The sequence below is a fragment of the Microbacterium oxydans genome, from assembly GCF_006540085.1.
Classification (GTDB): domain Bacteria; phylum Actinomycetota; class Actinomycetes; order Actinomycetales; family Microbacteriaceae; genus Microbacterium; species Microbacterium oxydans.
Genome location: NZ_BJOG01000004.1, coordinates 494,610 through 521,342 on the forward strand (window position 1 = coordinate 494,610; position 26,733 = coordinate 521,342).

A 26,733-nucleotide genomic window follows, 5' to 3' on the forward strand; every position below is an offset into this window, starting at 1 on the left:
GGCGATGTCGCTCGCCCCGAGTAGCCTTGGCGGGTGACCCCTTCCGCGCCGCTGCTCTCCGGGCAGACGCCCCTCGCCGTGCGCATGCGCCCGACCTCCCTCGCCGAGGTCGCCGGGCAGCGTCACCTGCTCCGGGCCGGTTCGCCGATCGTCGCCCTCGCTGATCCGAAGGCGGCAGCGCCGGGAGCCGTATCGATCATCCTGTGGGGGCCGCCGGGCACCGGCAAGACCACGCTGGCACAGGCCATCGCGCGTTCGTCGGGGCGACGCTTCGTCGAGTTGTCCGCCATCACCGCCGGCGTCAAGGACGTGCGCGAAGTCATGCAGGAGGCGGTGAACCAACGCGATCTCTACGGTCAGACCACCATCCTCTTCCTCGACGAGATCCACCGCTTCACGAAGGCGCAGCAGGACGCTCTGCTCCCCGGGGTCGAGAACGGGTGGGTGATCCTCATCGCCGCGACCACGGAGAATCCGTCCTTCTCGGTGATCTCACCATTGCTCTCGCGCTCTCTGCTGCTGACCCTGCAGCCACTGACCGACGAGGACATCGGCGTGCTCGTCGACCGTGCGGTGACCGATGCCAGGGGACTCAACGGAGCCGTCACGCTCAGCGACGAAGCTCGATCCGCCCTCCTGAGACTCGCATCGGGGGATGCTCGGCGCGCCCTCACGGGGTTGGAGGCCGGTGCGGGCGTGGCCCTGTCGCACGCCACGACAGCAGGAGAGCCCGGTGACGGCGCTGGTGGCGAGGAGGACGAGAGTGCGGGGCCGCCCGAGGTCTCTGCCGATGACATCGCCCAGGCGGTCGACAAGGCGCTGCTGCGGTACGACCGTCAGGGTGATGAGCACTACGACGTCATCAGTGCGTTCATCAAGTCGATCAGGGGATCCGACCCCGATGCGGCGCTGCACTACTTGGCCCGCATGATCGAGGCGGGGGAGGATCCGCGGTTCATCGCCAGGCGCCTCGTCATCTCCGCGTCGGAGGACGTGGGCCTCGCCGACCCGCAGGCAATGGTCATCGCCGTCGCCGCTGCCGATGCCGTGGCATTCATCGGTATGCCGGAGGGGCGCATCCCGCTCGCGGAGGCGACCGTGTACCTGGCGACCACCGCCAAGTCGAACGCCGCCTATGTGGGCATCGACGCCGCGATCGCCGACATCCGTGCGGGAGGTTTCGGCAGGGTGCCGCTTCATCTGCGCGACGCTCACTATCCGGGCGCGAAGCGACTCGGGCACGGCCGCGGGTACGTCTACTCCCATGACAGCGAGTTCGGGATCGTGCCCCAGCAGTACCTGCCGGATGAGCTGGACGGCCGACGCTATTACCAGCCGAAGAACCTCGGTGCGGAGCGTGACATCGGCTCCCGGCTCGAGCGCATCCGTCGCATCCTCGGCGATCGCTGACCCGCAGATCCGGTCGAGAGACACGATCTGTTAGACTTGAGCGGCTCGAAACCGAGTTTTCGGGCATCTCCTCGTTCACACCACACCTTGCTGGCGCCCCGGCGTGCGCTCCAAGGCAGAACGCGGACGATACGTCCGCGAGTCGCGAAAGCCGCGACCGCGTCATCGGAAGGAACGCTTCGTGACCACGAAGTCCCAGGACCGCCGCAAGGTGCGTCTCAGCCGCGCCCTCGGCGTCGCACTCACCCCGAAGGCCGCCCGCTACCTCGAGAAGCGCCCGTACGCTCCGGGTGAGCACGGCCGCACCAAGCGCAAGGCAGACAGCGACTACGCCGTCCGTCTGCGCGAGAAGCAGCGTCTGCGTGAGCAGTACGGCATCCGCGAGAAGCAGATGCGCAACACGTTCAACGAGGCTCGTCGTCAGGACGGCCTGACCGGTGAGAACCTGGTCGAGCTTCTCGAGATGCGTCTCGACGCTCTCGTCGTGCGTTCGGGCTTCGCCCGCACCACCGCGCAGGCTCGCCAGCTCGTCGTGCACCGTCACATCCTGGTCGACGGCCAGCTCGTCGACCGCCCGTCGTTCCGCGTGAAGCCGGGTCAGCTTATCCACGTCAAGCCCAAGAGCGAGGGCACCGAGCCCTTCCAGGTGGCAGCAGCCGGCGGTCACGCCGAGGTCCTGCCCCCCGTTCCCGGCTACCTCGAGGTCGAGCTCGACAAGCTCCAGGCACGTCTGGTCCGTCGCCCGAAGCGCGCTGAGGTCCCCGTGACCTGCGAAGTGCAGCTCGTCGTCGAGTACTACGCGGCTCGCTGATACACCGCATACACGAGAGGCGTCGGGGAAACCCGACGCCTCTCGTCGTTTTTGCATACGATGGGATCACCGCGCCTTCGCGGCTCAGAGGCAAGGATGGCGTCATGAAGAAGTTGCAGTGGTTCCTGATCGGAGTGATCGGCGGCTTCGTCGCGGCCCATTTCATGAACAAGGACCCGCGGGGTCGTGACATCCTCGCCGAGGTCGATGCCCGCATCAACGGCTTCACCTCCCTGATCGGCGACGCCTACCGCGCCGAAGACGCTCGGCTTGCAGAGCCCGAACAGAACTGACACCTCCTGCGCGCCTCGCGCAGCATCGCTCAACGCGACCATCCCTCCACGCGACCTAGGACACCTGGCACCCCTATGAAAACTGCGGAAATCGCGCAGCGTTACCTCGACTTCTTCGAGGAGAACGACCACCTCATCGTCCCCTCCGCCTCTCTGGTCAGCGACGATCCTTCCCTGCTGTTCACGGTCGCCGGAATGGTGCCGATGATCCCGTACCTCACCGGGGTCGTGCCCGCTCCGCACCCGCGCATCGCGGACGTGCAGAAGTGCATCCGCACCAACGACATCGAAGAGGTGGGCCGCACCGCCCGTCACGGCACGTTCTTCCAGATGCTGGGCAACTGGTCCTTCGGCGACTACTTCAAGGAAGGCGCGATCCGTTACGCCTGGGAGCTGCTGACCAGCGCGGAGTCCGACGGCGGTCTCGGCTTCGACGAGAAGGACCTCTGGGTCACGGTCTACGAGACCGACGACGAGGCCGAAGCGATCTGGCGCGACATCATCGGGCTCAAGCCCGAGCGCATCCAGCGTCTCGGCCGCGCGGACAACTACTGGAACACCGGTCAGCCGGGCCCGGGTGGCCCCGACTCGGAGATCTTCTTCGATCGTGGCCCCGCTTACGGCAAGGACGGCGGCCCCGCCGTCGACGACTCGCGGTTCCTGGAGATCTGGAACCTCGTGTTCATGCAGGACTTCATCGAGAACATCCGCGGCAAGACCGAGTTCGACATCGTCGGTGAGCTCCCGATGAAGAACATCGACACCGGGATGGGCCTCGAGCGCGTCGCCTTCCTCAAGCAGGGCGTCGACAACATGTACGAGTCCGACCAGGTGCGGCCCGTGCTCGATCGTGCCGTCGAACTCTCCGGACGGCCCTATGGCGTGCAGCATGAGGACGACGTGCGGTTCCGCGTCGTCGCCGACCACGTCCGGTCCTCGCTCATGCTCCTCTCCGACGGAGTCCGCCCCTCCAACGAGGGGCGCGGATACATCCTCCGCCGTCTGATGCGCCGCACGGTCCGTTCGATGCGGCTGCTCGGCGTCGACGAGCCGGTCTTCCCCGAGCTCTTCGCCGCGTCGCGCGACGTGATGAAGACCACCTACCCCGAGCTCGAGAAGGACTGGCCGGTGCTCTCGGCGTCGGCGTTCGCCGAGGAGGAGACGTTCCGTCGCACCCTCGTCGCCGGCTCCACGATCCTCGACCTCGCGCTCGACGAGACCAGGAAGGGCGGCGGGAAGACGCTGAGCGGGCCGGAGGCGTTCCTTCTGCACGACACCTACGGTTTCCCCATCGACCTCACGCTCGAGGTCGCCGAGGAGGCGGGGCTGGACGTCGACCGTGCCGCCTTCGACAATCTCATGCAGGAGCAGCGTCAGCGCGCCAAGGACGACGCCCGCAATCGCAAGCGGCAGCTCGCCGATGTGTCGGTCTACCGTGAACTGCGCGCCCTGGGCGAGACCGGATTCGACGGGTACACGGCGCTCGAGGTCGAGTCGCGTGTGCTCGGACTCCTCGTCGACGGCGTTCCGGTGCGCAGCGCCGCCGAGGGTCAGATCGCCGAGGTCGTGCTGGCCGAGACGACGCTGTATGCAGAGTCCGGCGGTCAGGTCGCTGACAAGGGCACGATCGTTGGCCCGGGCTACGTCCTCGAAGTGCTGGATGTGCAGAAGCCGGTTCCCGGTCTGATCAGCCACACCGTCGAGGTCACGCGCGGAAGCGTCGCCGTCGACGACATCGCGACCACGGTCGTCGATGCCGCGAACCGCCGTGCCGCCCGCCAGGCGCACTCGGCGACGCACCTCGTGCACGCCGCGCTCCGCGACACGCTCGGTCCGACGGCGACGCAGGCAGGATCGTTGAACCGCGCCGGCTACATGCGCTTCGACTTCGCGTGGTCGCAGGCGCTCTCGGCAGACACCCGAAGCGAGATCGAGGAGATCACGAACCGCGCGGTGCAGGACTCGCTCGAAGTGACCACGCGCATCGTCTCGCTCGACGAGGCCAAGGAAGCCGGGGCCATGGCCCTGTTCGGCGAGAAGTACGGCGACGTGGTGCGCATGGTCGACATCGGCGGCCCGTGGTCCCGCGAGCTGTGCGCGGGTACGCACGTGAGCACGAGTGCCGAGATCGGACTGGTGAGCCTGGTCGGCGAGTCGTCGGTCGGGGCATCGAACCGCCGTATCGAGGCGCTCGTCGGCGCCGATGCCTTCCGCGAGCTCGCCGCTGAGCGTGCCATCGTGTCGCAGCTCACCAGTTCGTTGAAGACTCCTCGCGAGCAGCTGCCCGAGCGTATCGCCGATCTGACCGCGAGCCTCAAGGCGGCGGAGAAGCGCATCGCGCAGTTCGAGGCGAAGGAGCGGGCGGGTCAGGTCCCGTCGATCGTCGAGGCTGCGACGCGCGTCGGAGAGTTCCGTCTGGCTGCGCAGAACCTCGGTGACGTGGCTTCTGCGGATGACGTGCGCGATCTCGTCAACGGTGTCCGTGATCGGCTCGGTTCTGAGGCGGCTGTCGTGGCACTGGGCGCCGTGGTCAACGGACGCCCGGTCGTGGTCGTCGCCACCAACGAGGCGGCGCGGTCGGCCGGCGCGAAGGCCGGCGCGCTGGCGAAGCGCGCAGCCGGCGTGCTCGGCGGCGGCGGCGGCGGACGAGACGACGTCGCACAGGGCGGTGGAGCGGATGTCGCCGCACTCCCCGCGGCGCTCGACGCCATCTCCCAGGAGCTGCACAGCGCGTGAGCGGGTTCCGTCGCGGAGTGCGTCTCGGCATCGACGTGGGAAGAGCGAGGGTCGGTGTCGCGCGCTCCGATCCCGACGGGATGCTCGCGGTGCCGGTGGAGACCGTGCCGCGGGATGACGCCTCGATCGACCGCATCGTCCAGATCGCACAGGAGTACGACCTGTTGGAGTTCGTCGTCGGATTGCCAGTGAACATGCAGGGAACGGACACCCCCTCGACGACGGATGCCCGCGAGTTCGCGGCCGCGCTCCAGGTGCGCAGTGGGCTCCCGGTGCGGCTCGTGGACGAACGGCTGAGCACCGTGACCGCCCACGCGGCATTGCGCAGTTCCGGGAGATCTCAGAAGAAGTCTCGTAGCATTGTGGATCAGGTCGCCGCCGTGGTGCTTCTGCAGCAGGCGATCGACATGGAGAAGAGCACCGGAAACCCGGCCGGTGCCACCATCTCGCCTGACGAGGAGCACGCCTGACGATGTCTGAACGTGACAGCGCCACACCCGAGCCCGACACCGATGCCCGGCTGGGGGACCTGTTCGAGAATCTGCCCGAACCGACGAGACAGATTCCGACCGTGGACGACAGCGCGCCTGCTCCCGGATCGCGACGTGCCGCGAGGGAAGCGGCCTCGGGGGAGGGGACGGCCACACCGGCCCGCGGCACCGCCGGCCCGGCGGCGCAGCCTTCGAGCGCGCCGGTGCGAGCCTCTGCCGATGACGCCGTCGGCGCGGACGCGTCGGCACCGTCTCCGATTCCGGTGCGGGCCTCTGCTGACGCGGCTGACGCGACGACACGGGCACAAGCCGAGGCCGTCCCGGCGTCGGCTCCCGTCGCCGATGCAGCGGGGCCCGCGATCGGCGGTGGCCTCGACGCCCTCTTCGTCCCCCACGATGAGAACGTCGATGCGAAGCCCAAGAAGAAGAAGCGGCGGAAGGGCTGCTTGATCGCGCTCGTGATCGTTCTCGCGATCTTCGGTGGGATCGCCGCCGGCGGCGCGTGGGTGTGGAACACCTACGGCGACAAGATCAGTGATGCGATGGGGTGGGGCGAGTCGAAGGATTGGGAGCCCGGGCTGGCCAACGGCGAAGCCCTCGTCACCATCAAGCAGGGGGACACCGGGGGGCCTGTGTCCACCGCCCTCTATGAAGCCGGTGTGACGAAGACCGAAGACGTCTTCTACGACTACATCGTCGACGAGAACCTCGCCGTGACCTTCTATCCGGGCGTGTACCGCCTACAGAAGAAGATGACGGCAGAAGCCGCCCTGGCGGCGCTGAAGGACGATGGCAACAAGATGGCCAACGCCGTCTCCGTCTCCGAGGGCGGGACGATCGTCTCGTCGCTCCCCGGTATGGCTGAGACGCTCGGTCTTCCGCTGGCCGACTTCGAAGCGGCGGTTCAGGATCCTTCGGCGTACGGAGTGGACGCACCGAGTCTGGAAGGCTGGCTGTTCCCCGCGGTGTACGAGTTCGACCCGGGAGTCACGGCGCCGCAGGTGATCCAGCGCATGGTGGACCGCACGCGGGAATCGCTCGACGCGGCAGGCGTGCCCGCCGCCGATGCGGAGCGGATCCTCACGATCGCGTCGATCATCCAGCGCGAAGGCCGGCTCGACGACTTCGCGAAGGTGTCGAGGGTCATCCAGAACCGTCTCGACATCGACATGAAGCTGCAGATGGACTCGACGGCGCAGTACGGGTACGGCTCGCTGCATGAGGGGGTCGTCTCGAGCTCCAAGGAAGCTCTGGAGGACGACAACGACTGGAACACCTATGTGCGCACCGGTCTGCCGCTCACGCCCATCGCCAGCCCGAGCGATGCCGCCATCAAGGCCGCGATGGCGCCCGCCGACGGCCCGTGGCTGTACTTCGTCACGATCAACCTGGCGACGGGGGAGACGCAGTTCTCCGAGACGATGGCCGAGCACGAGCAGGGCATCGAGAAATGGCGCGAGTGGTGCCGGGCGAACCCCGACGCCGGTTGTTGAGCCGGTGACGCGCTCTCGTCTGGCGGTCTGGGGCGATCCCATCGGGCATTCCAAGTCGCCTGCGCTCCATGCCGCTGCATATCGCGTGCTCGGACTCGACTGGGTCTATGGCCGGCGTCAAGTCGCCGCTGAGGAGTTCGAGCCGGCACTCGCGGGGCTGGACGACACGTGGCGCGGCCTCTCGCTGACCATGCCCCTGAAGGAGGCGGCGTTCCGTGCGGCGGTGACGGTCGATCGTCACGCAGAGCTGACCGGAGCGGTCAACACGCTCCTGTTGGGGGAGCATCTCGCCGGTTTCAACACCGATGTGGGTGGCATCGTCGACGCTCTCACGGAGGCCGACGTGCCCGAGGCGGGGCAGGTGCGCATCCTCGGCGCGGGAGCCACGGCGTCGTCCGCACTCGTCGCCGCCTCCGAGCTCGGCGCCGTGCGTGTCGACGTCCGAGCGCGGCGCCCCGAAGCCGCTGCCGCACTCGTGGAACTCGGTGAACGGCTCGGAGTGATCGTCGACGTCGACTCCTTCGACGCGCCGCTGACTGACGTGGACCTCACCGTGGCGACGCTGCCCGGAGGCGCTGAGCTCTCCGCGGATGTCGCCGCAGCACTGGCCGCGTCAGGCGGAGTCCTCTTCGATGTGGCGTACGCACCCTGGCCATCTGCCCTCGCCGCGCTGTGGGGCGGAGACCGTGCCATCTCCGGACTCGGCATGCTGCTGCACCAGGCCGTGCGCCAGATCCGCATCTTCCGGAACGGAGATCCGGCGATCGCGCTGCAGGACGAGGACTCTGTGATCGCCGCCATGCGCGCCGCTCTCTGAGACGGTCGGCGCGGACGACGAAACGCGGCGCGGGGCAGGTCGAACCCGTGGGAGACTGGAGCAATGCTCCGCGTGCTCACGGCCGGCGAATCGCACGGCCCAGAACTCATCGCCGTCATGGAGGGACTGCCCTCCGGCGTCCCTGTGTCCTCCGAGGCCATCCAGGCCGATCTGGCTCGGCGCAAGCTGGGCTACGGTCGCGGTTCACGGATGAAGTTCGAGCAGGACGAGCTGACGATCTCGGGCGGCGTGCGACACGGGAAGAGCCTCGGCAGTCCGATCGCGCTCCGGATCGGCAACACCGAGTGGCCGAAGTGGATCGAGGTCATGAACCCCGAGCCGGTGGAGCTCACGGACAAGTCCCGTGGCCGCAGCGCACCCCTCACGCGTCCACGTCCTGGTCACGCCGACCTCGTCGGCATGCAGAAGTACGACTTCGACGAGGCCCGTCCGATCCTCGAGAGGGCGAGCGCCAGGGAGACCGCCGCACGCGTCGCACTCGGTGCGATCGCCCGGTCATTCCTCGGCGAGCTCGGTATCCGGCTCGTCAGCCACACGTTGTCGATCGGTCCGGTCCGCGTGCCGGAGGGATCTTCGCTGCCCACACCGGACGACGTGGATGCTCTGGACGCGGATCCGCTCCGGTGCTTCGACCCGACGACCTCCGCGCTGATGGTCGCTGAGGTGGACGACGCCAAGAAGGACGGCGACACCCTCGGTGGCATCGTCGAGGTCCTCGCGTACGGGCTGCCGCCCGGACTGGGCTCCCACGTGCACTGGGACCGTCGCCTGGACGCGCGCCTCGCGCAGGCGCTCATGAGCATCCAGGCCATCAAGGGGGTCGAGGTCGGCGACGGCTTCGAGACCACGCGCCGACGGGGGTCTGCGGCGCACGACGAGCTCTTCGCCACCGCCGAGGGCATCACCCGCGGTTCCGATCGAGCCGGTGGCACCGAGGGCGGCATGTCGACGGGGACGGTGCTCCGCGTGCGCGCAGGGATGAAGCCGATCGCCACCGTGCCGCATGCGCTGCGGACGATCGACATCTCCACCGGAGACGATGCCACCGCCCACCACCAGCGATCCGACGTGTGTGCCGTGCCTGCGGCGGGCGTCGTCGCCGAGGCCATGGTCGCGGTCGAGCTCGCGAACGCCGTGCTGGAGAAGTTCGGCGGAGACAGCATCCGCGAGACCCGTCGCAACCTTGACGGATACCTGGCTGGCATCCCCGAAGAGCTGCGCACGACCCCCGCGTCCGAGGCGGCGCTCATCGCGCATGACGAGCGCGGCTGATCCGCTGACGCTGGTGCTGGTCGGTCCGATGGCCGCCGGCAAGACCAGTGTCGGTCGGCGGGTGGCGCGTCGGCTCGGAGTCGACTTCATCGACACCGACAAGCGGATCGTCGCCGCTCACGGTCCGATCTCGGTGATCTTCGAGCAGCACGGCGAGGAGCACTTCCGCGACCTCGAGCGGGCGGCCGTGGCCGAGGCGCTCTCCGAAGGGGGAGTGATATCGCTCGGCGGAGGCGCGGTGACGAAGGCCGCGACGCGGGATCTGCTCGCCGAGCATCCGGTGGTGTTCCTGACCGTGAGTCCCGAGGCCGTCGCCGATCGGCTGCGCGGCAGCAGCCGTCCGCTGCTGGCGGGGGAGGACCCGCTGGAGCGCTGGAAGAAGATCTTCGAGGAGCGTCGAGGGTGGTACGACGAGGTCTCCTCGGCCACCTTCGACACCTCACGTCGTCCGATGCAGAAGATCGCGGACGACATCGTGGCATGGAGGAGAGAGCAGCGATGAGCACGACGACCATCAGCGTCACCGGAGACGACGCCTACGACATCACGGTCGGACGGGGGATCCTCGATCGGGTCTCGGCCGCGCTCGCACCGGGGGTGCGCAAGGTGCTCGTCGTGCACCCGCCGACCCTCGCGGCCCGCGCTGCCGAACTGCGCGACCGCCTCCTCGCCGATGCTGCCGATGGGCCGCGCGAGGTGCTCCTCGCCGAGATCCCCGATGCCGAGCAGGGCAAGCGGATCGAGGTCGCCGCCTTCTGCTGGCAGGTCATGGGTCAGGCCGACTTCACGCGTTCCGATGCCGTGATCGGCTACGGCGGGGGCTCCGTCACCGACCTCGCCGGCTTCGTCGCCGCGACCTGGCTCCGCGGCGTGCAGCTCATCCAGGTGCCGACGACCGTTCTCGGACTGGTGGACGCGGCTGTCGGCGGCAAGACAGGTGTCAACACGGCCGAGGGCAAGAACCTCGTCGGAGCGTTCTGGGCACCGACGGCTGTGGTCGGCGACCTCGACGAACTCGCCAGCCTGAGCCCGAACGAGGCGACGGCGGGCTTCGCGGAGGTCGTGAAGGCCGGCTTCATCTGGGCGCCCGAGATCCTCGACATCGTCGAAGCAGATCCCGCACGCGCCGTGGACCCGACGACCGAGGAGTTCCGTCGTGCCGTCGAGCTCGCGATCCGGATGAAGGCCGAGGTCGTGTCGGACGACTTCCGCGAGGCCGGACTGCGGGAGATCCTCAACTACGGCCACACACTCGGCCACGCGATCGAGCACGCGGAGCGCTACCGGTGGCGTCACGGCGCCGCGATCTCGGTCGGCATGCTGTACGCGGCCGAGCTCTCGCGTCTCGCGGGACGGCTGTCGGACACGGCAGCCGAGCGCCACCGCACCATCCTGGAATCGCTGGGACTTCCGACGTCGTACCGTGCCGGTGCCTGGCCGCAGCTGCTCGCCACGATGCAGCGCGACAAGAAGAGCCGCGGAGGCATGCTGCGGTTCATCCTGCTCGACGACATCGCGAAGCCGACGGTGCTGCAGGCCCCGGACGAATCGCTGATGTTCGCCGCCTACCAGGAGGTGGGCGCGTGACCCGACGCATCCTCCTCGTCAACGGGCCGAACCTGAATCTGCTCGGCTCGCGCGAACCGGAGATCTACGGCACCGCGACGCTCGCCGACGTCGAGCGCCTCACCGCCGATGCCGCGGCGGACGTGGGCTTCGAGGTGCGCGCAGTGCAGAGCAATCACGAGGGGGTGCTGATCGACGCGATCCACGCGGCACGTGAAGACTGCGTGGCCATCGTGATCAATCCGGGCGGACTCACGCACACGTCCGTGGTCCTTCGCGACGCGCTCACCGGAGTGTCCCTGCCCTTCGCCGAGGTGCACATCTCCGACGTCTACGCTCGCGAGGCGTTCCGGCACCACTCGTACCTCGACGACGTCGCCGCCGTGCGCGTCGTCGGGCGCGGAGTGGACGGCTACGCGGACGCCGTGCGGCAGCTCGCAGCACTCATCCCTTAGAATCGACTGTCGGCTCCGCCCGACCCCGCAGACTCACGAACGGAACTCGCAGCGCATGGCATCTACCGCAGACATCAAGAACGGCGTCGTCCTCAGCATCGACGGGCAGCTCTGGAGCGTCATCGAGTTCCAGCACGTTAAGCCCGGCAAGGGCGGTGCGTTCGTGCGCACCAAGCTCAAGAACGTCGTCTCCGGCAAGGTCGTCGACCGCACCTACAACGCCGGCGCGAAGATCGAGATCGAGAACGTCGACCGCCGCGACTACACGTACCTGTACACGGACGGCGACGGCTACGTCTTCATGGATCAGACCGACTTCGACCAGATCACGGTCGGCGCCGCCACGGTCGGCGACGCGAAGAACTTCCTCCTCGAGAACCAGAACGTCACGATCGCCCTGAACAACGGCAACCCGCTGTACATCGATCTGCCGGCGTCGGTGGTCCTCGAGATCACCTACACCGAGCCTGGCCTGCAGGGCGATCGTTCCTCGGCCGGCACCAAGCCCGCCACGCTCGAGACCGGTTACGAGATCCAGGTGCCGCTGTTCGTCGAGAGCGGCACGAAGGTCAAGGTCGACACTCGCACGGGTGACTACCTCGGCCGCGAGAAGTAAGGCGTGAGCGCCCGGACGAAGGCGCGCAAGCGCGCTCTCGACATCCTGTTCTCCTCCGACGTGCGCGGAGACGACCTCGCGGTGACGCTGGCTGCCGAGGCGAAACGCGCGGCGAGCGAGCCCGCCCGTGAGGCCTCGTGGCTGTACGCCCGTGAGATCGTCGACGGCATCATCGACTCGCGCGACGAGATCGACGAGCAGATCACGACCCACAGCAGGGACTGGAAGCTCGAGCGGATGCCCGCTGTCGACCGCGCCCTGCTGCGCATCGCCGTGTGGGAGATCCTCCACAACGACGAGGTTCCCACTGCCGTCGCCATCGACGAGGCGGTGGAGCTCGCGAAGGAGTTCTCGACCGACGACTCCGGGGCCTTCGTACACGGCGTCCTCGCGCGGGTGGCCCGAGCCGCCTGATCCGTCGCACACGGCAGCCCTGTCGGTGGCGGCACTGTCGGTGACTGCACTGTCGGCGGTGTCGGAGAGGATGGCTGCATGTCCCTCGCTTCTGACCCGACTCGTCCGGAAGACGCATCGTCGGCGAACTGGAGGAGCATCCTCGGTCCGGCGCGCGTCGACGCCGATACGCCGCTCGCACTCGGCATCGAGCTCAGGGTGCGCGACGGCCGCGGGGCGAATCCGTGGGCATCCCGTCCCCAACGGACCGCGACCGCCCGCGACGTCGCGACACGCACAGGCGAGATCCTGCTCGGGATCCGGCCGCTCGAGCAGAGCCTCGCGACCGGGTCCTGGGTGCAGGGGACTGCGACCTGGGACGCGGTACGACGCTCGCCGACGCAGTACGGACGTGATCGCTCACGGTGGTTCGCCGACCTGCTCAGCATCGCGCGTGACACGCTCCTGTCCGGCACGGCCGGCGACTGGCTCGTCGCCGATCTGATCGAGTCAGGGCTCCTCTGGGGACATCTTCGCGCCGCCTCGGAGGTCGGGATCCCTCTCGTCGCCATGCAGAAGAGCACGACCGTCGTGCTCGCCGATCGTGCCGAGATCCGCGCGACCGTCGGACGCGGCGACGACGGAGGTCTCACCGTGCACCCTCACATCGTGATCGACGGGCACGATGCGGAACCCTCCTCGGTGCAGACGATCGGACACAGCGGTGTGTACGAGATCTCCCAGCGGGGGAGTGCGATCAGGGTGACGCTCGCCGAGGTGCCACTCAGCGAGCCGGTGCACGCCCTGCTCGGTGCGAGGACAGGTCTCGAGGTTCCCCCGGGAGACGAGGGCGCGTTCTTCCGCGACGCCTACCCGCTGCTGGCACGTCGGATCGAGGTGCGCCCGACCGGTCGTGTCGAGCTCCCCGCACTGCCCGCCCCGCGCCCGGTGCTCGCGCTGTCATTCCTTAGAGGCGACACCGTCAAGTACATGTTCGAGTGGGAGTATCGCGGCTTCGGAAGGGTTCCGTTCGCGCAGGACGGGGATGCCGTGCGCGACACCGCCGCCGAAGATGTGCTCCGCGAGACTCTGCGTGCGGTGTGGGCCGATCACCTCGGAGAAGAGCTCGCCTCGACAGGCTCGTTCCATGATGTCGCGGCCGCCGAGTTCGTCACACGCCTCGTGCCCGCTCTCGAGGCCGAGGGCGTCGTGGTCGTGGTCTCGGGGCGTCGGAAGACTTATCACGAGCTCACGGGAGAGCCCGAGATCACGGTGTCGACCGTGGAGAGCAGCGACCGGGACTGGTTCGATCTCGGAGTCCTGGTCAAGATCGACGGACGCACCATCCCGTTCGAACCGCTGTTCACGGCGCTCAGCAAGGGCCGGAAGAAGCTCCTCCTCGTCGACGGCAGCTACTTCTCGCTGAATCATCGTGCCCTCGATCGGCTGCGCGAGCTGATCGACGAGGCAGGGGAGCTCGAGGAATGGGAGACCGGCCCGCGGATCAGCCGCTACCAGACGGACCTCTGGGAGGAGTTCGAAGACCTCGCGGATGAAGCTCTGCCCGCCGTCAACTGGCGCGCGACCGCCGAGGGCCTGCGCACCGCCGCCTCGGTGCCTGTCGTCGCCGTGCCGTCGGGTATCACTGCCGACCTCCGTCCGTACCAGCGTGAAGGGCTGGACTGGCTCGTCTTCCTGTGGAGCCATCGCCTCGGTGGCATCCTCGCCGACGACATGGGTCTCGGCAAGACGCTCCAACTGCTGGCACTCATCGTGCACGCGCGGGAAGCGGGGGAGCGGCGGCCCTTCCTCGTGGTGGTTCCCACCTCGGTGCTCGCCACCTGGCGCAACGAGGCGGCGCGGTTCGCCCCGACCTTGCGGGTGCTACTGCGGGGGTCCACACAGGGCCCGTCCCTCGACGAGGGCATCCGTGGGGCCGATGTCGTCATCACGACCTATGCTGTCGCCCGTCTCGACGAGGTCGAGTACGCGGGCATCGACTGGGCGGGTCTGATCCTCGACGAAGCACAGTTCGTGAAGAACCCGGAGACCAAGCTGCACCGGGCCGTCGCCTCCTTCCGAGCGGATGTGACGTTCGCCGTCACCGGAACACCGATGGAGAACAGCCTCAGTGAGCTCTGGGCTCTGCTGAAGCTCACCGCTCCCGGACTCTTCGCTTCTGCACGGAAGTTCCGCGAGCAGTACATCCAGCCGATCGAGCAGGGCAAGGTGCCGGAGAACGAGGAGGGCGGAGCCTATCGCCAGCGTCGTCTCGAGCAGCTGCGTCGGCGCATCCGACCACTCCTGCTCCGGCGTACGAAGGAGATCGTGGCGCCGGACCTGCCGGCGAAGCAGGAGCAGATCCTCGAGGTCGAACTCAGTGCCTCCCACCGCGCCCTCTACGACGTGGTCCTGCAGCGCGAACGCCAGAAGGTCCTCGGGCTGCTGGAAGACCTCGATCGCCACCGATTCATCGTGTTCCGCTCGCTCACCCTGATGCGCATGCTCAGCCTCGCACCGGCGCTGATCGATCCCGAAGACGCGAAGATCGGCTCCCGCAAGCTCGACGTGCTGATCGAGCGGGTGATCGAGCTGCAGGCGGAAGGCCACCGTGCGCTCGTGTTCAGCCAGTTCACGTCGTTTCTCGACCTGGCCGCGGCCCGCCTCGACGCCGCAGGCATCCCGTACGCGCACCTGGACGGTTCGACGCGGCATCGCCAGCAGGTGGTCGACGGGTTCACGTCCGGCGAGCAGCCCGTGTTCCTGATCAGCCTGAAGGCCGGAGGATTCGGTCTCACCCTGACCGAGGCCGACTACGTGTTCCTGCTCGACCCGTGGTGGAATCCGGCCGCCGAAGCGCAGGCGGTCGACCGCACGCACCGCATCGGCCAGGACAGCCAGGTGTTCGTCTATCGGATGATCGCCACCGGCACGATCGAGGAGAAGGTGCTCGACCTGCAGCGCCGCAAGGCACGGCTGTTCACCGCGGTACTGGACGACGAGGCGCTGTTCGCGCAGTCGCTCTCCGCCGACGATATCCGCGGGCTGTTCGACGGCTGACCGGAATACTCACGGCGGTGCCGACCGGTCGCACAGGGACCCCTCGGTACAATCGAACGGTTCACTTTCGGGAGGAATGCAATGCGGATCACGGGACTCGGCCACGCCGGGATTTTCATCGAGACGGTCGGCGGGAACATCATCTGTGACCCGGTCCTCGGACCGTCGTTCTACGGATCATGGTTCCCGTTCCCCGACAACCGCGGCCTGGACTGGGAGCGCTACGGCCGCGACGCCGACTTCCTCTGGATCTCGCACCGCCACCGCGACCACTTCGACCCGCGCCTCCTCGAGCGGTACATCCGCAAGGACATCGAGGTGCTGCTGCCCGAGTACCCGACGGATGATCTCGAGAAGGACATCCGCGCGCTCGGCTACACGAACATCACCTACGCCCCGGCCGGACAGGTGATCCAGCGGGGCGAGCTGAAGATGATGGTCACGCCGCTCCGAGCACCCAGCGACGGGCCGATCGGCGACTCCTCGCTGAGCGTCGACGACGGCACCGGCTCGATGCTGAACCAGAACGACTCGCACCCGCTCGACCTCGAGAAGCTCCTCGACTTCGGCAAGCCCGACGCATACTTCACCCAGGTGTCCGGCGCGATCTGGTGGCCCATGGTCTACGACCTGCCGCTCGACGCCAAGCAGAACTTCGCCCGCCTCAAGCGCGAGGCGCAGAACAAGCGCGCCATGTACTACATCGAGAAGGTCGATGCCCCGCATGTCTTCCCGATGGCAGGGCCGCCCATGTTCCTCCGCGACGACCTGTTCGACTTCAACGGACTCGGAAAGAACGGCGAGTCGATCTTCACGGACCAGAAGCAGTTCCTCGCGCATATGAAGGAGCTCGCTCCGCAGTACGACGGACAGCTCTTCATCCCCGGCACCGTCGTCACGGTCGAGGGTGGAGAGGTGACGAGCGAGCAGACCCTGTACACCGAAGCGGAGATCGCCCACATCTTCGACGAGAAGTGGGAGTATCTCGAAGAGCAGCGCGCATCCCGTCAGCAGGAGATCCGCGACGAGGAGGCCTCCCGCGCCGAGATCATCCCGCCGGCCGAGATGCTGGCTGCGATCAAGGAGTGGTGGGAGCCGCTGCTGAAGAAGTCCCGCACGATCCGACTCGGCGTCGGCGGATGCGTCCGCTTCCGCATCGGCGAGCTGGACATGGTGGTCGACTTCCCCCGCGCCAAGGTCCGCGAGTACGCGGGCGAGGAGTGCATCTACTGGTACACGATCCCCGCCGATCTGGTCTCGACGAACATCGTCGACCACGAGATCGACTGGTCGAACTCGATCTTCCTCTCGATGCAGTTCTCGGTGGGCCGCAGCGGCAAGTTCAACGAGTTCCTCACCACGTTCCTCAAGTGCCTCTCGGTCGACCGGATCGAGTACGTCGAGAACTGGTACCAGGAGCAGACCGACCAGACGGAGGACGCCGAGATCGGCGACTGGGTCGTGCAGCGCCGCTGCCCCCATCTGCGCGCCGACCTCACCAAGACCGGCAAGGTCGACGAGGACGGCGTCCTCACGTGCAGTATGCACGACTGGAAGTGGGACCTGAAGACGGGACGCTGCCTGTCCACGGCCGGGCACCCGATCCGTTCCTCGAAGATCGACGAGGTCACCGATCCCGTGCTGCAGGAGGCGAGCTGATCAGCGGAGGCCTGAGCGCTCCGATAGACTGACATCACAAGCAACCTTTAACACCGTCCTGTGAGGCGGAGAAGGGAGCGGCCGATGAGCATGCGCACTGTGCTGCACGAAGCCGACATCTCACGAGCGCTGACCCGGATCGCGCACGAGATCCTCGAATCCAATCGAGGCGCCGAGAACCTCGTCCTGCTGGGGATACCTACCCGCGGCGTCACTCTCGCCCATCGCCTCGGCCTGCTGATCAGCGAGATCGCGCAGCAGTCCGTCCCGGTCGGCTCCCTCGATGTGACGCTGTTCCGCGACGACCTCGCGAAGCACCCGACCCGCTCGCCGCAGCCGACGGAGATCCCCGTCGGGGGTATCGACGGTAAGACCGTGGTGCTCGTGGACGACGTGCTGTTCTCGGGCCGCAGCATCCGCGCCGCGCTGGACGCGATCCAGTCGATCGGACGCCCCTCGGTCGTGCGCCTGGCGATCCTCGTCGACCGCGGGCACCGGGAGCTCCCGATCCGCCCCGACTTCGTCGGCAAGAACATCCCCTCGGCCCGCACGGAGCGGGTCAACGTGCGCCTCTTCGAGAACGACGGGGCGGAGGAGGTGACGATCGGCGAATGAGACACCTCCTCGACACCCGCACCCTCGACAGGACCACCGCGCTTCGCATCCTCGACGTCGCCGAGGACATGTCCGACACGCAGTCGCGCGAGGTCAAGAAACTCCCGACGCTACGGGGCAAGACCGTGGTGAACCTCTTCTTCGAGGACTCCACCCGTACGCGCATCTCGTTCGAGGCCGCTGCCAAGCGCCTTTCCGCCGACGTGATCAACTTCGCCGCCAAGGGCTCCAGCGTCTCCAAGGGCGAGAGCCTCAAGGACACCGCCCAGACGCTCGAGGCCATCGGCGCCGATGCGGTCGTGGTCCGGCACCCGGGTTCCGGCGCCCCGCAGACCCTCGCCACCAGCGGCTGGATATCGGCCGGTGTGGTGAACGCCGGAGACGGCACCCACGAGCACCCCACGCAGGCGCTGCTCGACGCCTTCACGATCCGCAAGCGCCGTTTCGGTGCCGAAAGCCGCGGACGGGATCTCAGCGGACTGCGGGTGGTGATCGTCGGCGATGTCCTGCACTCGCGGGTCGCACGGTCCAACGTCTGGCTGCTCACTACGCTCGGCGCGGACGTCACCCTGGTCGCGCCGCCGACGCTGGTTCCGCAGAACGTGTCGCTCTGGCCGGTCCGGGTCGTCTACGACCTCGACGAGGCGCTGGCGGACGAGCCGGATGCCGTCATGATGCTCCGCATTCAGCTGGAACGCATGAATGCCGCGTATTTCCCGACTGAGCGGGAGTATTCCCGCCGCTGGGGTCTTGACGCACGGCGTGTGGCCGCGCTTCCGGGCGGTAGCATTGTGATGCACCCCGGACCCATGAACCGGGGACTGGAGATCTCCTCCGAAGCTGCTGATTCCGCCCGTTCGACGGTGCTGGAACAGGTCACCAACGGAGTATCCGTCCGCATGGCGGTGCTGTACCTGCTGCTCGCAGGAGAACGAGACGACGAACGAGGGGGAGACCTGTGAACGAGACCCTCGTCATCACCGGTGCGCAGCTGCTCGGTGCCGAGAGCGCCGACATCATCATCGAGGGCGGGCGGATCGCCGAGATCGGGACGGGTCTCACCCGCACCGGTGCGCGCGTGATCGACGCTGCGGGCCTGGTCGCGCTGCCGGGGCTCGTCGACCTGCACACCCACCTGCGCGAACCCGGCTACGAGGCGTCGGAGACGATTCTCACCGGTACCAGGGCGGCCGCCGCCGGCGGGTTCACCGCGGTGTTCGCGATGCCGAACACCTCGCCCGTCGCCGACACGGCGGGGGTGGTCGAGCAGGAGCTCGCCCTCGGCGAGGCTGCCGGCTACGCGACGGTGCAGCCCATCGGGGCCGTCACCGTGGGACAGAAGGGCGAGCGTCTCGCCGAGCTCGGCGCCATGGCCACCTCGCGCGCCCAGGTGCGCGTCTTCAGCGACGACGGCTTCTGCGTATTCGACCCGCTCATCATGCGTCGGGCTCTGGAGTATGTGAAGTCCTTCGACGGCGTCATCGCGCAGCACGCCCAGGATCCCCGCCTCACTGAGGGGGCGCAGATGAACGAGGGAACGGTGTCCGCCGAGCTGGGCCTCGCCGGCTGGCCCGCGGTCGCGGAGGAGTCGATCATCGCGCGCGACGTGCTGCTGGCAGAGCACGTCGGCTCGCGGCTGCACGTCTGCCACCTGTCGACGGCGGGCTCCGTCGACATCATCCGGTGGGCCAAGAAGCGCGGCATCAGCGTCACCGCTGAGGTGACGCCGCATCACCTGCTGCTGACGGACGAGCTCGTGCGGGGATACGACGCGCGCTACAAGGTCAACCCGCCCCTGCGCCGGGAAGAAGATGTCCTCGCCGTGCGCGAGGGCCTCGCCGACGGCACGATCGACATCGTCGCGACCGACCACGCGCCGCACCCCAGCGAGCACAAGGCGTGCGAGTGGCAGGCTGCGGCGAACGGAATGGTGGGTCTCGAGAGCGCGCTGCGCGTCGTGCACCAGTCGATGGTGCAGACCGGGCTGCTCGAGTGGGCGGACATCGCGCGCGTGATGAGTGCGGCACCGGCGCGGATCGGACGCCTCTCCGGCCACGGCACACCGCTCGAGGTCGGGCAGCCGGCGCAGCTCACCCTCTACGACGCGTCGGTGGACGGCGTCTTCACCGAAGCAGACCTGCACGGTCGCAGCGTGAACTCGCCCTATCTCGGCCGTGCTCTTCCCGGGCGGGTGGAGTACACGGTGCACGGCGGCGTCCTCACGGTCGACGGGGGCAGCGTCGTCGAGGAGCTCGGCGCATGAGCGCTCGGGATCTCGCCGTCGCGATCACCATCGCGGGCGCCCTCCTGGTGCTGCTGGTGATGCTGCGCGCCTGGCGACGACGAATCCGCCGCGATTCCGTGTTCTCGGCCCCGCTGGGTGTGCCCGAGCATGCGGAGGTCGCCCGCCGTGACGAGGTGCTGTACGTGTCGACGACACGGCACGGACAGCCGCTCGAGCGTCTCGCGGTGTCGCCTCTCGCATACCGGGCCCGCGGTGAGGTAGCCGTCACGGATCGCGGCATCGCCCTCTGCCTCGACGGCACGCCGACGGTCTTCCTGGCGAAAGACCGTCTCGTCGCCGTCGACCGCGCCACGGTCACGATCGACCGTGTCGTCGAGCCGGGTGGCCTCGTGCGCATCGCATGGAACATCGACGACGACACTGTCGTCGACAGCTACCTGCGCGTCGCCACCGGCGAACCTCAGAACCTCATCTCCGACCTGCAGCGGCTCGTCCCCGCCGCCCCCGACACAGGAGCAACGTCATGACACTCTCCACCACCCCCGAGCAGGCCTCAGCGGCCCGGCTCCCCGACCCTGCCGTCCTCGTCCTGGAAGACGGCACCCGCCACATCGGCCGCGCCTACGGCGCCCGTGGGCGCACTCTGGGCGAGGTGGTCTTCTCGACCGGCATGTCCGGTTACCAGGAGACGATCACCGACCCGTCCTACGCGGGGCAGATCGTGCTGCAGACGGCACCGCACATCGGCAACACCGGCATGAACGACGAAGACGCGGAATCGCGTCGCATCTGGGTCGCCGGCTACATCGTCCGCGACCCCTCGAGGGTGGTGTCGAACTGGCGTGCGAACGCCTCGCTCGATGACGTTCTCGTGGAGGACGGCATCGTGGGCATCAGCGGTATCGACACCCGATCGGTCACCCGACACATCCGCTCGGCGGGTTCCATGCGCGGTGGCATCTTCTCCGGTCCGGATGCCGCGCTCGACCCGGAGGAGCAGGTGCGCATCGTCCGCGAGGCTCCCGAGATGGCCGGCCGCAACCTGTCGGCGGAGGTCTCGGTCGACGTCGCCACCGTGACCACGGCACTGGGGGAGCGGATCGGCAACCTCGCCGTGCTCGACCTCGGCGTCAAGCAGGCGACGATCGACAACCTGGCCGCTCGCGGGTTCGAGGTGCACGTGCTTCCGCAGAACGTGACGATCGACGAGATCCGCGCCGTCGATCCCGTCGCCGTCTTCTACTCGAACGGGCCCGGCGACCCCGCGGCATCGGGTGACCACGTCGAGCTGCTGCGCTCGGTGCTCGACGAAGGACTCCCGTTCTTCGGCATCTGCTTCGGCAACCAGCTGCTCGGTCGGGCTCTCGGCCTCGGCACCTACAAGCTGCCGTTCGGACACCGTGGCATCAACCAGCCGGTGCTCGACAAGCAGACGGGCAAGGTCGAGATCACCGCTCACAACCACGGCTTCGCCGTCGAGGCGCCGATCGAGGGCACGTTCGACAGCCCCCACGGCTACGGCAAGGTGGAGGTCAGCCATGTCGGCCTCAACGACAACGTCGTGGAGGGACTCCGCGCCCTCGACATCCCGGCCTTCTCGGTGCAATACCACCCCGAGGCGGCTGCGGGCCCCCACGATGCCAACTACCTCTTCGACAGGTTCCGCGACCTGGTCATCGCCAGCCAGAAGGACTCCAAGTAATGCCCAAGCGCGACGACATCAACTCCGTCCTCGTCATCGGCTCCGGCCCGATCGTCATCGGTCAGGCCTGCGAGTTCGACTACTCCGGCACCCAGGCGTGCCGCGTGCTGCGCGAGGAGGGTGTCAGGGTCATCCTGGTCAACTCCAACCCGGCCACGATCATGACCGATCCCGACTTCGCCGATGCGACGTACATCGAACCGATCACCCCTGAGGTCATCGAGACGATCATCGCCAAGGAGAAGCCGGATGCCATCCTCCCGACACTCGGTGGGCAGACCGCTCTGAACGCGGCCATGGCGCTCGACGAGCGCGGCATCCTCGCGAAGTACGGCGTCGAGCTCATCGGCGCCAAGGTCGATGCGATCAAGAAGGGCGAGGACCGCCAGGTCTTCAAGGAGCTCGTGCTCGAAGCGGGCGCCGACGTCGCGAAGAGCGTCATCGCCCACACCATGGACGACCTCCTCGCCGGTGCCGAGAAGCTCGGCTACCCGCTCGTGGTGCGCCCGTCCTTCACGATGGGCGGCCTCGGTTCCGGCTTCGCCTACGACGAGGAGGACCTGCGTCGTATCGGAGGCGCCGGTCTGCGTGACTCCCCGACGACCGAGGTGCTCCTGGAGGAGTCGATCCTCGGCTGGAAGGAGTACGAGCTCGAGCTCATGCGCGACACGGCCGACAACACGGTCGTCGTCTGCTCGATCGAGAACGTCGACCCGGTCGGCGTGCACACGGGTGACTCGATCACGGTGGCCCCGGCGCTGACCCTCACCGACCGCGAGTACCAGAAGATGCGCGACATCGGCATCGACATCATCCGCGCCGTCGGCGTCGACACCGGCGGTTGCAACATCCAGTTCGCGGTCGACCCGGCGAACGGGCGCATCATCGTGATCGAGATGAACCCGCGCGTCTCGCGCTCGAGCGCCCTCGCCTCGAAGGCCACCGGCTTCCCGATCGCGAAGCTCGCCGCGAAGCTCGCCCTCGGCTACCGCCTCGACGAGATCCCGAACGACATCACCGGGGTCACGCCGGCGAGCTTCGAGCCGACGCTCGACTACGTCGTCGTCAAGGTGCCTCGCTTCGCGTTCGAGAAGTTCCCTGCGGCGGACGCCACGCTCACCACGACCATGAAGTCGGTCGGCGAGGCCATGGCCATCGGCCGCAACTACGCCACCGCGCTGCAGAAGGCGCTGCGCTCGCTCGAGAAGCGCGGCTCCAGCTTCCACTGGGGCGAGGAGACCCGTTCGGTGGAAGAGCTCCTGGAGGTCGCCAAGACGCCGACCGACGGCCGGATCGTCACGCTGCAGCAGGCGCTGCGCAAGGGCGCGACGGTCGAGCAGGCCTTCGAGTCGACGGCCATGGACCCGTGGTTCCTCGACCAGATCGTGCTGATCAACGAGGTCGCGGAGATCGTGCGGACGGCTCCCGAGCTGGACGCCGCGACTCTCCGTTACGCCAAGGAGCACGGTTTCTCCGACGCGCAGCTCGCCGAGCTCCGCGGCACGTCCGAGACCGAGGTCCGCGGTGTCCGCCATGGCCTCGGCATCCGTCCGGTGTACAAGACCGTCGACACGTGCGCCGGCGAGTTCCCCGCTCTCACGCCCTACCACTACTCGAGCTACGACTTCGAGACCGAGGTCGCTCCGTCCGAGCGCACCAAGGTGGTCATCATCGGCTCTGGGCCGAACCGCATCGGTCAGGGCGTCGAGTTCGACTACTCGTGCGTGCACGCGTCGTTCGCGCTCTCCGATGCCGGGTTCGAGACCATCATGGTCAACTGCAACCCGGAGACGGTCTCGACCGACTACGACACCTCCGACCGCCTGTACTTCGAGCCGCTGACGCTCGAGGACGTGCTCGAGGTGCTCGACGCGGAGGCGGCGAGCGGCACCATCCTCGGCGTCGTGTGCCAGCTGGGCGGCCAGACGCCGCTGGGACTCGCGAAGGGCATCGAAGCGGCCGGCTACACGGTCCTCGGCACGAGTCCGGAGGCGATCGACCTCGCCGAGGAGCGCGAGCTGTTCTCCCGTCTGCTCGACGAGGCGGGTCTCGTCGCACCGCGCAACGGCACGGCGATCGACGTCGACGGAGCGGTGAGCATCGCCGAGGAGATCGGTTACCCGGTGCTCGTGCGTCCGAGCTTCGTGCTCGGCGGGCGCGGCATGGAGATCGTCTACGACACGGCGTCGCTGCGCGACTACTTCGTGCGCACCGCAGGCGAGGTCGTCATCGAGGAGGGCAAGCCGCTGCTGGTGGACCGATTCCTCGACGATGCGATCGAGCTGGACGTGGACGCCCTCTACGACGGCACCGAGCTGTACATCGGCGGCGTCATGGAGCACCTGGAGGAGGCCGGTATCCACTCCGGCGACTCCAGCTGCACGCTGCCTCCCGTCTCGCTGGGGCGCACGGACGTCGACCGCGTGCGCGACGCCACCCTCGCCATCGCGAAGGGCGTGGGCGTGCGCGGACTGCTCAACGTGCAGTTCGCCATCAGCGCCGGCGTGCTCTACGTGATCGAGGCGAACCCGCGCGCCAGCCGCACGGTGCCGTTCGTCTCCAAGGCGCTGGGCATCCCGATGGCGAAGGCCGCGAGCCGCATCATGACCGGTTCCACCGTCGCTGAGCTGCGCGCCGAGGGCATGCTGCCGGAGCAGGACGGCTCGCGTGTCCCGCTGGACGCTCCGGTCTCGGTCAAGGAGGCTGTGCTGCCCTTCAAGCGGTTCCGCACCGCCGACGGCAAGACGGTCGATTCCGTGCTCGGACCGGAGATGCGCTCCACCGGCGAGGTCATGGGCATCGACCGTGACTTCCCGACGGCGTTCGCCAAGAGCCAGGCTGCCGCCTACGGGGGCATGCCGACGTCCGGCACCGTGTTCATCTCGGTGGCCGACTCGGACAAGCGTGCGGTCATCCTTCCCGCGCACCGCCTGCAGCAGCTCGGCTTCACGATCGTCGCGACCGAGGGCACCGCGGAGATCCTCTCGCGCAACGGCATCGCCGTGACGGTCGTCGAGAAGTACAGCGAGACGCAGGAGTCGGGCGCCCGGAACATCGTCGACCTCATCAACGACGGGGAGATCGACATCGTCGTGAACACTCCGTCGGGTGGCGCCGCTCGCGCCGACGGCTACGAGATCCGCGCTGCGGCCGTCGCCGCCGACAAGGCGCTGTTCACCACGATCGCCGTGCTCGGCGCAGCGGTGAGCGGAATGGACGCCGCCCATGAGGGCTTCCAGGTGAAGAGCCTCCAGGAGTACGCGCTGGACCGGAAGGCGGCACTGTGAGCCGACGCTTCGGCGAACGCGTACGGGCAGCGCTGCGCGCGCACGGCCCTCTCTGCGTCGGAATCGACCCCCACGCGGCCCTGCTCGCCGCGTGGGGGCTCCCCGACGACGCGCGCGGTGTGCGGGACTTCGGTCTGCGCACGGTCGAGGCGGCCGCGGGGCGAGTGGCTCTCGTGAAGCCCCAGGTGTCGTTCTTCGAGCGCTTCGGCTCGCGGGGCGTCGCCGCGATGGAAGACGTGCTCGCGGCCGCACGGGCGGCCGATCTGCTCGTGATCGCCGATGCCAAGCGCGGGGACATCGGATCGACCATGGGCGACTACGCGCGCGCATGGCTCACACCCGGCTCGCCCTTGGAAGCCGACGCGCTCACCGTCAGCCCCTTCCTCGGCGTGGGCGCCCTCGACGGGGCGTTCGCCCTCGCCGAGGAGCACGGCAAGGGAGTGTTCGTCCTCGCCGCGACCAGCAACCCCGAGGCCGAGGGGCTGCAGCGCGCAGTCACCTCGACAGGTGAGACCGTCTCCGGATCGGTGATCGGCGAGGTCTCCGCCCGCAACGCCGCGCTGGCAGACGCGGGGGAGTGGGGCAGCTTCGGCTTCGTGATCGGCGCGACCGTGGATTGGGACCTCGCGGGAATCCACCCGTTCGGACCCGTGGCTCCCATCCTCGCTCCCGGCTTCGGCGCGCAGGGCGCAACGCCTGCCGACCTCCGGGTGCGCTTCGGGCCCATGTCGGATGCGGTGATCGCGAGCGAGAGCCGCAGCATCCTCGGCGCCGGACCCGATCATCTGGTTGCCACGATCACCGCTCGCGCGGCCGAGTACTTGGAGGTGGCGCGTGCCTGACGCGCAGCGTACGGTTCCCGAGGTCGACAGGGCGGCCGCCGCACGCCGTGCCGTGGAGCGTCGACGCGCGAGAGCGTCGGTGAAACGCGACCTCACGATGCGCGTGGTGACGCCGCAGACGGTACTGCACCGCGCGACGGCGGACGCCGACTCGGTTGAGGGATCGATGCGCATCACCGACTTCCTGCTGGCGCTCCCCGCGATCGGTGCGGGCAAGCGCGACCGCGTGCTGGAAGAGCTGCACATCTCGCCGGTCAAGCGTCTCGGAGGGCTCGGTGCTCGGCAGCGTCGGGTGCTGGAGGCCTGGCTGGACTCCCGGTTCCCGCCCGCGGCTCCCCGCGGCGCACGCAGTCGGCTCTTGGTTCTCGCCGGTCCCACCGCCGTGGGAAAGGGCACGGTCGCCGCGCACATCCGCGAGCACAACCCGGAGATCCACCTCTCGGTCTCGGCCACGACCCGGCCCCCGCGTCCCGGCGAGATCGACGGGGTGCACTACTACTTCGTGGACGACGACGAGTTCGACCGGTTGATCGCCGACGGGGAGCTGCTCGAGTACGCCGTGGTGCACAACCGCTCGCGGTACGGCACGCCGCGGGCGCCGATCGACGCCGCTCTCGCCGAAGGCAAGACGGTACTGCTCGAGATCGACCTGCAGGGCGCGCGTCAGGTGCGTGCCGCCGAACCGGCAGCAACGCTGATCTTCCTGCTGCCTCCGAGCTGGGACGAACTGGTGCATCGACTGGTCGGCAGGGGCACGGAAGACGCCGAGGAAAGGGCCAGGAGGCTGCGTACCGCGAAGGTCGAACTCGCCGCTCAGAACGAGTTCGACCACCTCATCGTGAACGAGGACGTCGCCACTGCGGCCCGCGAGGTCGTAGAATTGTCTACAAGCTCTGCGCGCTGAGCGTCTTCGCGCGCCTTTCGCACCGTCTTCGCGACGATCCCGTCG

23 protein-coding genes are annotated in these 26,733 nt (G+C 68.2%); all 23 read left to right on the forward strand.

All coding sequences use genetic code 11. From position 1 onward, the window contains the following. The first annotated feature begins 84 nt into the window (after positions 1-84). Positions 85-1,410: a replication-associated recombination protein A gene (locus MOX01_RS10365; RefSeq protein ID WP_371861857.1), complete on the forward strand. Its 1,326-nt coding sequence runs from the start codon at positions 85-87 to the stop codon at positions 1,408-1,410. Between the two features lie 181 nt (positions 1,411-1,591). Continuing rightward, a complete protein-coding gene (gene rpsD, locus MOX01_RS10370; RefSeq protein WP_052748643.1) occupies positions 1,592-2,221 on the forward strand; it encodes a 30S ribosomal protein S4 in 630 nt (209 codons plus the stop codon). A gap of 104 nt (positions 2,222-2,325) precedes the next feature. Next, a complete protein-coding gene (locus MOX01_RS10375) occupies positions 2,326-2,514 on the forward strand; it encodes a hypothetical protein (protein ID WP_046747154.1) in 189 nt (62 codons plus the stop codon). 75 nt (positions 2,515-2,589) lie between these two features. Then, on the forward strand, positions 2,590-5,250 hold the full coding sequence (alaS, locus tag MOX01_RS10380) for an alanine--tRNA ligase (RefSeq protein ID WP_141369541.1): 2,661 nt from the start codon (positions 2,590-2,592) through the stop codon (positions 5,248-5,250). Continuing rightward, the gene (gene ruvX / locus MOX01_RS10385; protein WP_046747152.1) at positions 5,247-5,720 is read left to right on the forward strand and encodes a Holliday junction resolvase RuvX; all 474 of its coding nucleotides are present in this window, start codon (positions 5,247-5,249) and stop codon (positions 5,718-5,720) included. The genes alaS and ruvX overlap by 4 nt, the downstream gene beginning before the upstream one ends. 2 nt (positions 5,721-5,722) lie before the next feature. Then, positions 5,723-7,234 carry an endolytic transglycosylase MltG gene (mltG, locus tag MOX01_RS10390; protein ID WP_046747151.1) on the forward strand — a complete coding sequence of 504 codons (1,512 nt, stop codon included), beginning with the start codon at positions 5,723-5,725 and terminating at the stop codon, positions 7,232-7,234. 4 nt (positions 7,235-7,238) lie between these two features. Continuing rightward, positions 7,239-8,051, forward strand: a complete 813-nt coding sequence (locus MOX01_RS10395) for a shikimate dehydrogenase family protein (protein ID WP_061018707.1) — start codon at positions 7,239-7,241, stop codon at positions 8,049-8,051. A gap of 63 nt (positions 8,052-8,114) precedes the next feature. After that, positions 8,115-9,344 carry a chorismate synthase gene (gene aroC, locus MOX01_RS10400; RefSeq protein ID WP_058631207.1) on the forward strand — a complete coding sequence of 410 codons (1,230 nt, stop codon included), beginning with the start codon at positions 8,115-8,117 and terminating at the stop codon, positions 9,342-9,344. Beyond that, the gene (locus MOX01_RS10405) at positions 9,328-9,846 is read left to right on the forward strand and encodes a shikimate kinase (RefSeq protein WP_058631206.1); all 519 of its coding nucleotides are present in this window, start codon (positions 9,328-9,330) and stop codon (positions 9,844-9,846) included. The genes aroC and MOX01_RS10405 overlap by 17 nt, the downstream gene beginning before the upstream one ends. Next, positions 9,843-10,931, forward strand: a complete 1,089-nt coding sequence (aroB, locus tag MOX01_RS10410) for a 3-dehydroquinate synthase (RefSeq protein ID WP_058631205.1) — start codon at positions 9,843-9,845, stop codon at positions 10,929-10,931. The genes MOX01_RS10405 and aroB overlap by 4 nt, the downstream gene beginning before the upstream one ends. Next, the gene (locus MOX01_RS10415; RefSeq protein ID WP_046747146.1) at positions 10,928-11,365 is read left to right on the forward strand and encodes a type II 3-dehydroquinate dehydratase; all 438 of its coding nucleotides are present in this window, start codon (positions 10,928-10,930) and stop codon (positions 11,363-11,365) included. Before aroB ends, MOX01_RS10415 begins: the two co-directional genes overlap by 4 nt. Positions 11,366-11,420: 55 nt before the next feature. Further along, positions 11,421-11,981 (forward strand): elongation factor P, encoded by a 561-nt coding sequence (efp, locus tag MOX01_RS10420; RefSeq protein ID WP_046747145.1) that lies wholly within the window; start codon positions 11,421-11,423, stop codon positions 11,979-11,981. A 3-nt stretch (positions 11,982-11,984) separates the two neighbouring features. Further along, on the forward strand, positions 11,985-12,395 hold the full coding sequence (nusB, locus tag MOX01_RS10425) for a transcription antitermination factor NusB (RefSeq protein ID WP_045265339.1): 411 nt from the start codon (positions 11,985-11,987) through the stop codon (positions 12,393-12,395). A 78-nt stretch (positions 12,396-12,473) separates the two neighbouring features. Next, positions 12,474-15,434: a DEAD/DEAH box helicase gene (locus MOX01_RS10430; protein WP_141369543.1), complete on the forward strand. Its 2,961-nt coding sequence runs from the start codon at positions 12,474-12,476 to the stop codon at positions 15,432-15,434. Between the two features lie 81 nt (positions 15,435-15,515). Further along, positions 15,516-17,093 carry a Rieske 2Fe-2S domain-containing protein gene (locus MOX01_RS10435; RefSeq protein ID WP_141369545.1) on the forward strand — a complete coding sequence of 526 codons (1,578 nt, stop codon included), beginning with the start codon at positions 15,516-15,518 and terminating at the stop codon, positions 17,091-17,093. Positions 17,094-17,177: 84 nt separating this feature from the next. Next, positions 17,178-17,708, forward strand: coding sequence for a bifunctional pyr operon transcriptional regulator/uracil phosphoribosyltransferase PyrR (pyrR, locus tag MOX01_RS10440; protein WP_046747142.1), 531 nt, complete (start codon positions 17,178-17,180; stop codon positions 17,706-17,708). Further along, the gene (locus tag MOX01_RS10445) at positions 17,705-18,670 is read left to right on the forward strand and encodes an aspartate carbamoyltransferase catalytic subunit (RefSeq protein ID WP_046747141.1); all 966 of its coding nucleotides are present in this window, start codon (positions 17,705-17,707) and stop codon (positions 18,668-18,670) included. The genes pyrR and MOX01_RS10445 overlap by 4 nt, the downstream gene beginning before the upstream one ends. Beyond that, entirely contained in the window at positions 18,667-19,971 is a 1,305-nt protein-coding gene (locus tag MOX01_RS10450; protein WP_058631202.1) for a dihydroorotase, read from the forward strand. Before MOX01_RS10445 ends, MOX01_RS10450 begins: the two co-directional genes overlap by 4 nt. After that, positions 19,968-20,480, forward strand: a complete 513-nt coding sequence (locus tag MOX01_RS10455) for a PH-like domain-containing protein (protein ID WP_141369547.1) — start codon at positions 19,968-19,970, stop codon at positions 20,478-20,480. The genes MOX01_RS10450 and MOX01_RS10455 overlap by 4 nt, the downstream gene beginning before the upstream one ends. Next, the gene (gene carA / locus MOX01_RS10460; RefSeq protein ID WP_046747138.1) at positions 20,477-21,655 is read left to right on the forward strand and encodes a glutamine-hydrolyzing carbamoyl-phosphate synthase small subunit; all 1,179 of its coding nucleotides are present in this window, start codon (positions 20,477-20,479) and stop codon (positions 21,653-21,655) included. The genes MOX01_RS10455 and carA overlap by 4 nt, the downstream gene beginning before the upstream one ends. Beyond that, positions 21,655-24,942 carry a carbamoyl-phosphate synthase large subunit gene (carB, locus tag MOX01_RS10465; protein ID WP_141369549.1) on the forward strand — a complete coding sequence of 1,096 codons (3,288 nt, stop codon included), beginning with the start codon at positions 21,655-21,657 and terminating at the stop codon, positions 24,940-24,942. The genes carA and carB overlap by 1 nt, the downstream gene beginning before the upstream one ends. Continuing rightward, complete coding sequence (pyrF, locus tag MOX01_RS10470) at positions 24,939-25,784, forward strand: orotidine-5'-phosphate decarboxylase (RefSeq protein WP_141369551.1); 846 nt, start codon at positions 24,939-24,941, stop codon at positions 25,782-25,784. Before carB ends, pyrF begins: the two co-directional genes overlap by 4 nt. Then, a complete protein-coding gene (gmk, locus tag MOX01_RS10475) occupies positions 25,777-26,688 on the forward strand; it encodes a guanylate kinase (RefSeq protein WP_058631200.1) in 912 nt (303 codons plus the stop codon). Before pyrF ends, gmk begins: the two co-directional genes overlap by 8 nt. Positions 26,689-26,733 lie beyond the last annotated feature (45 nt).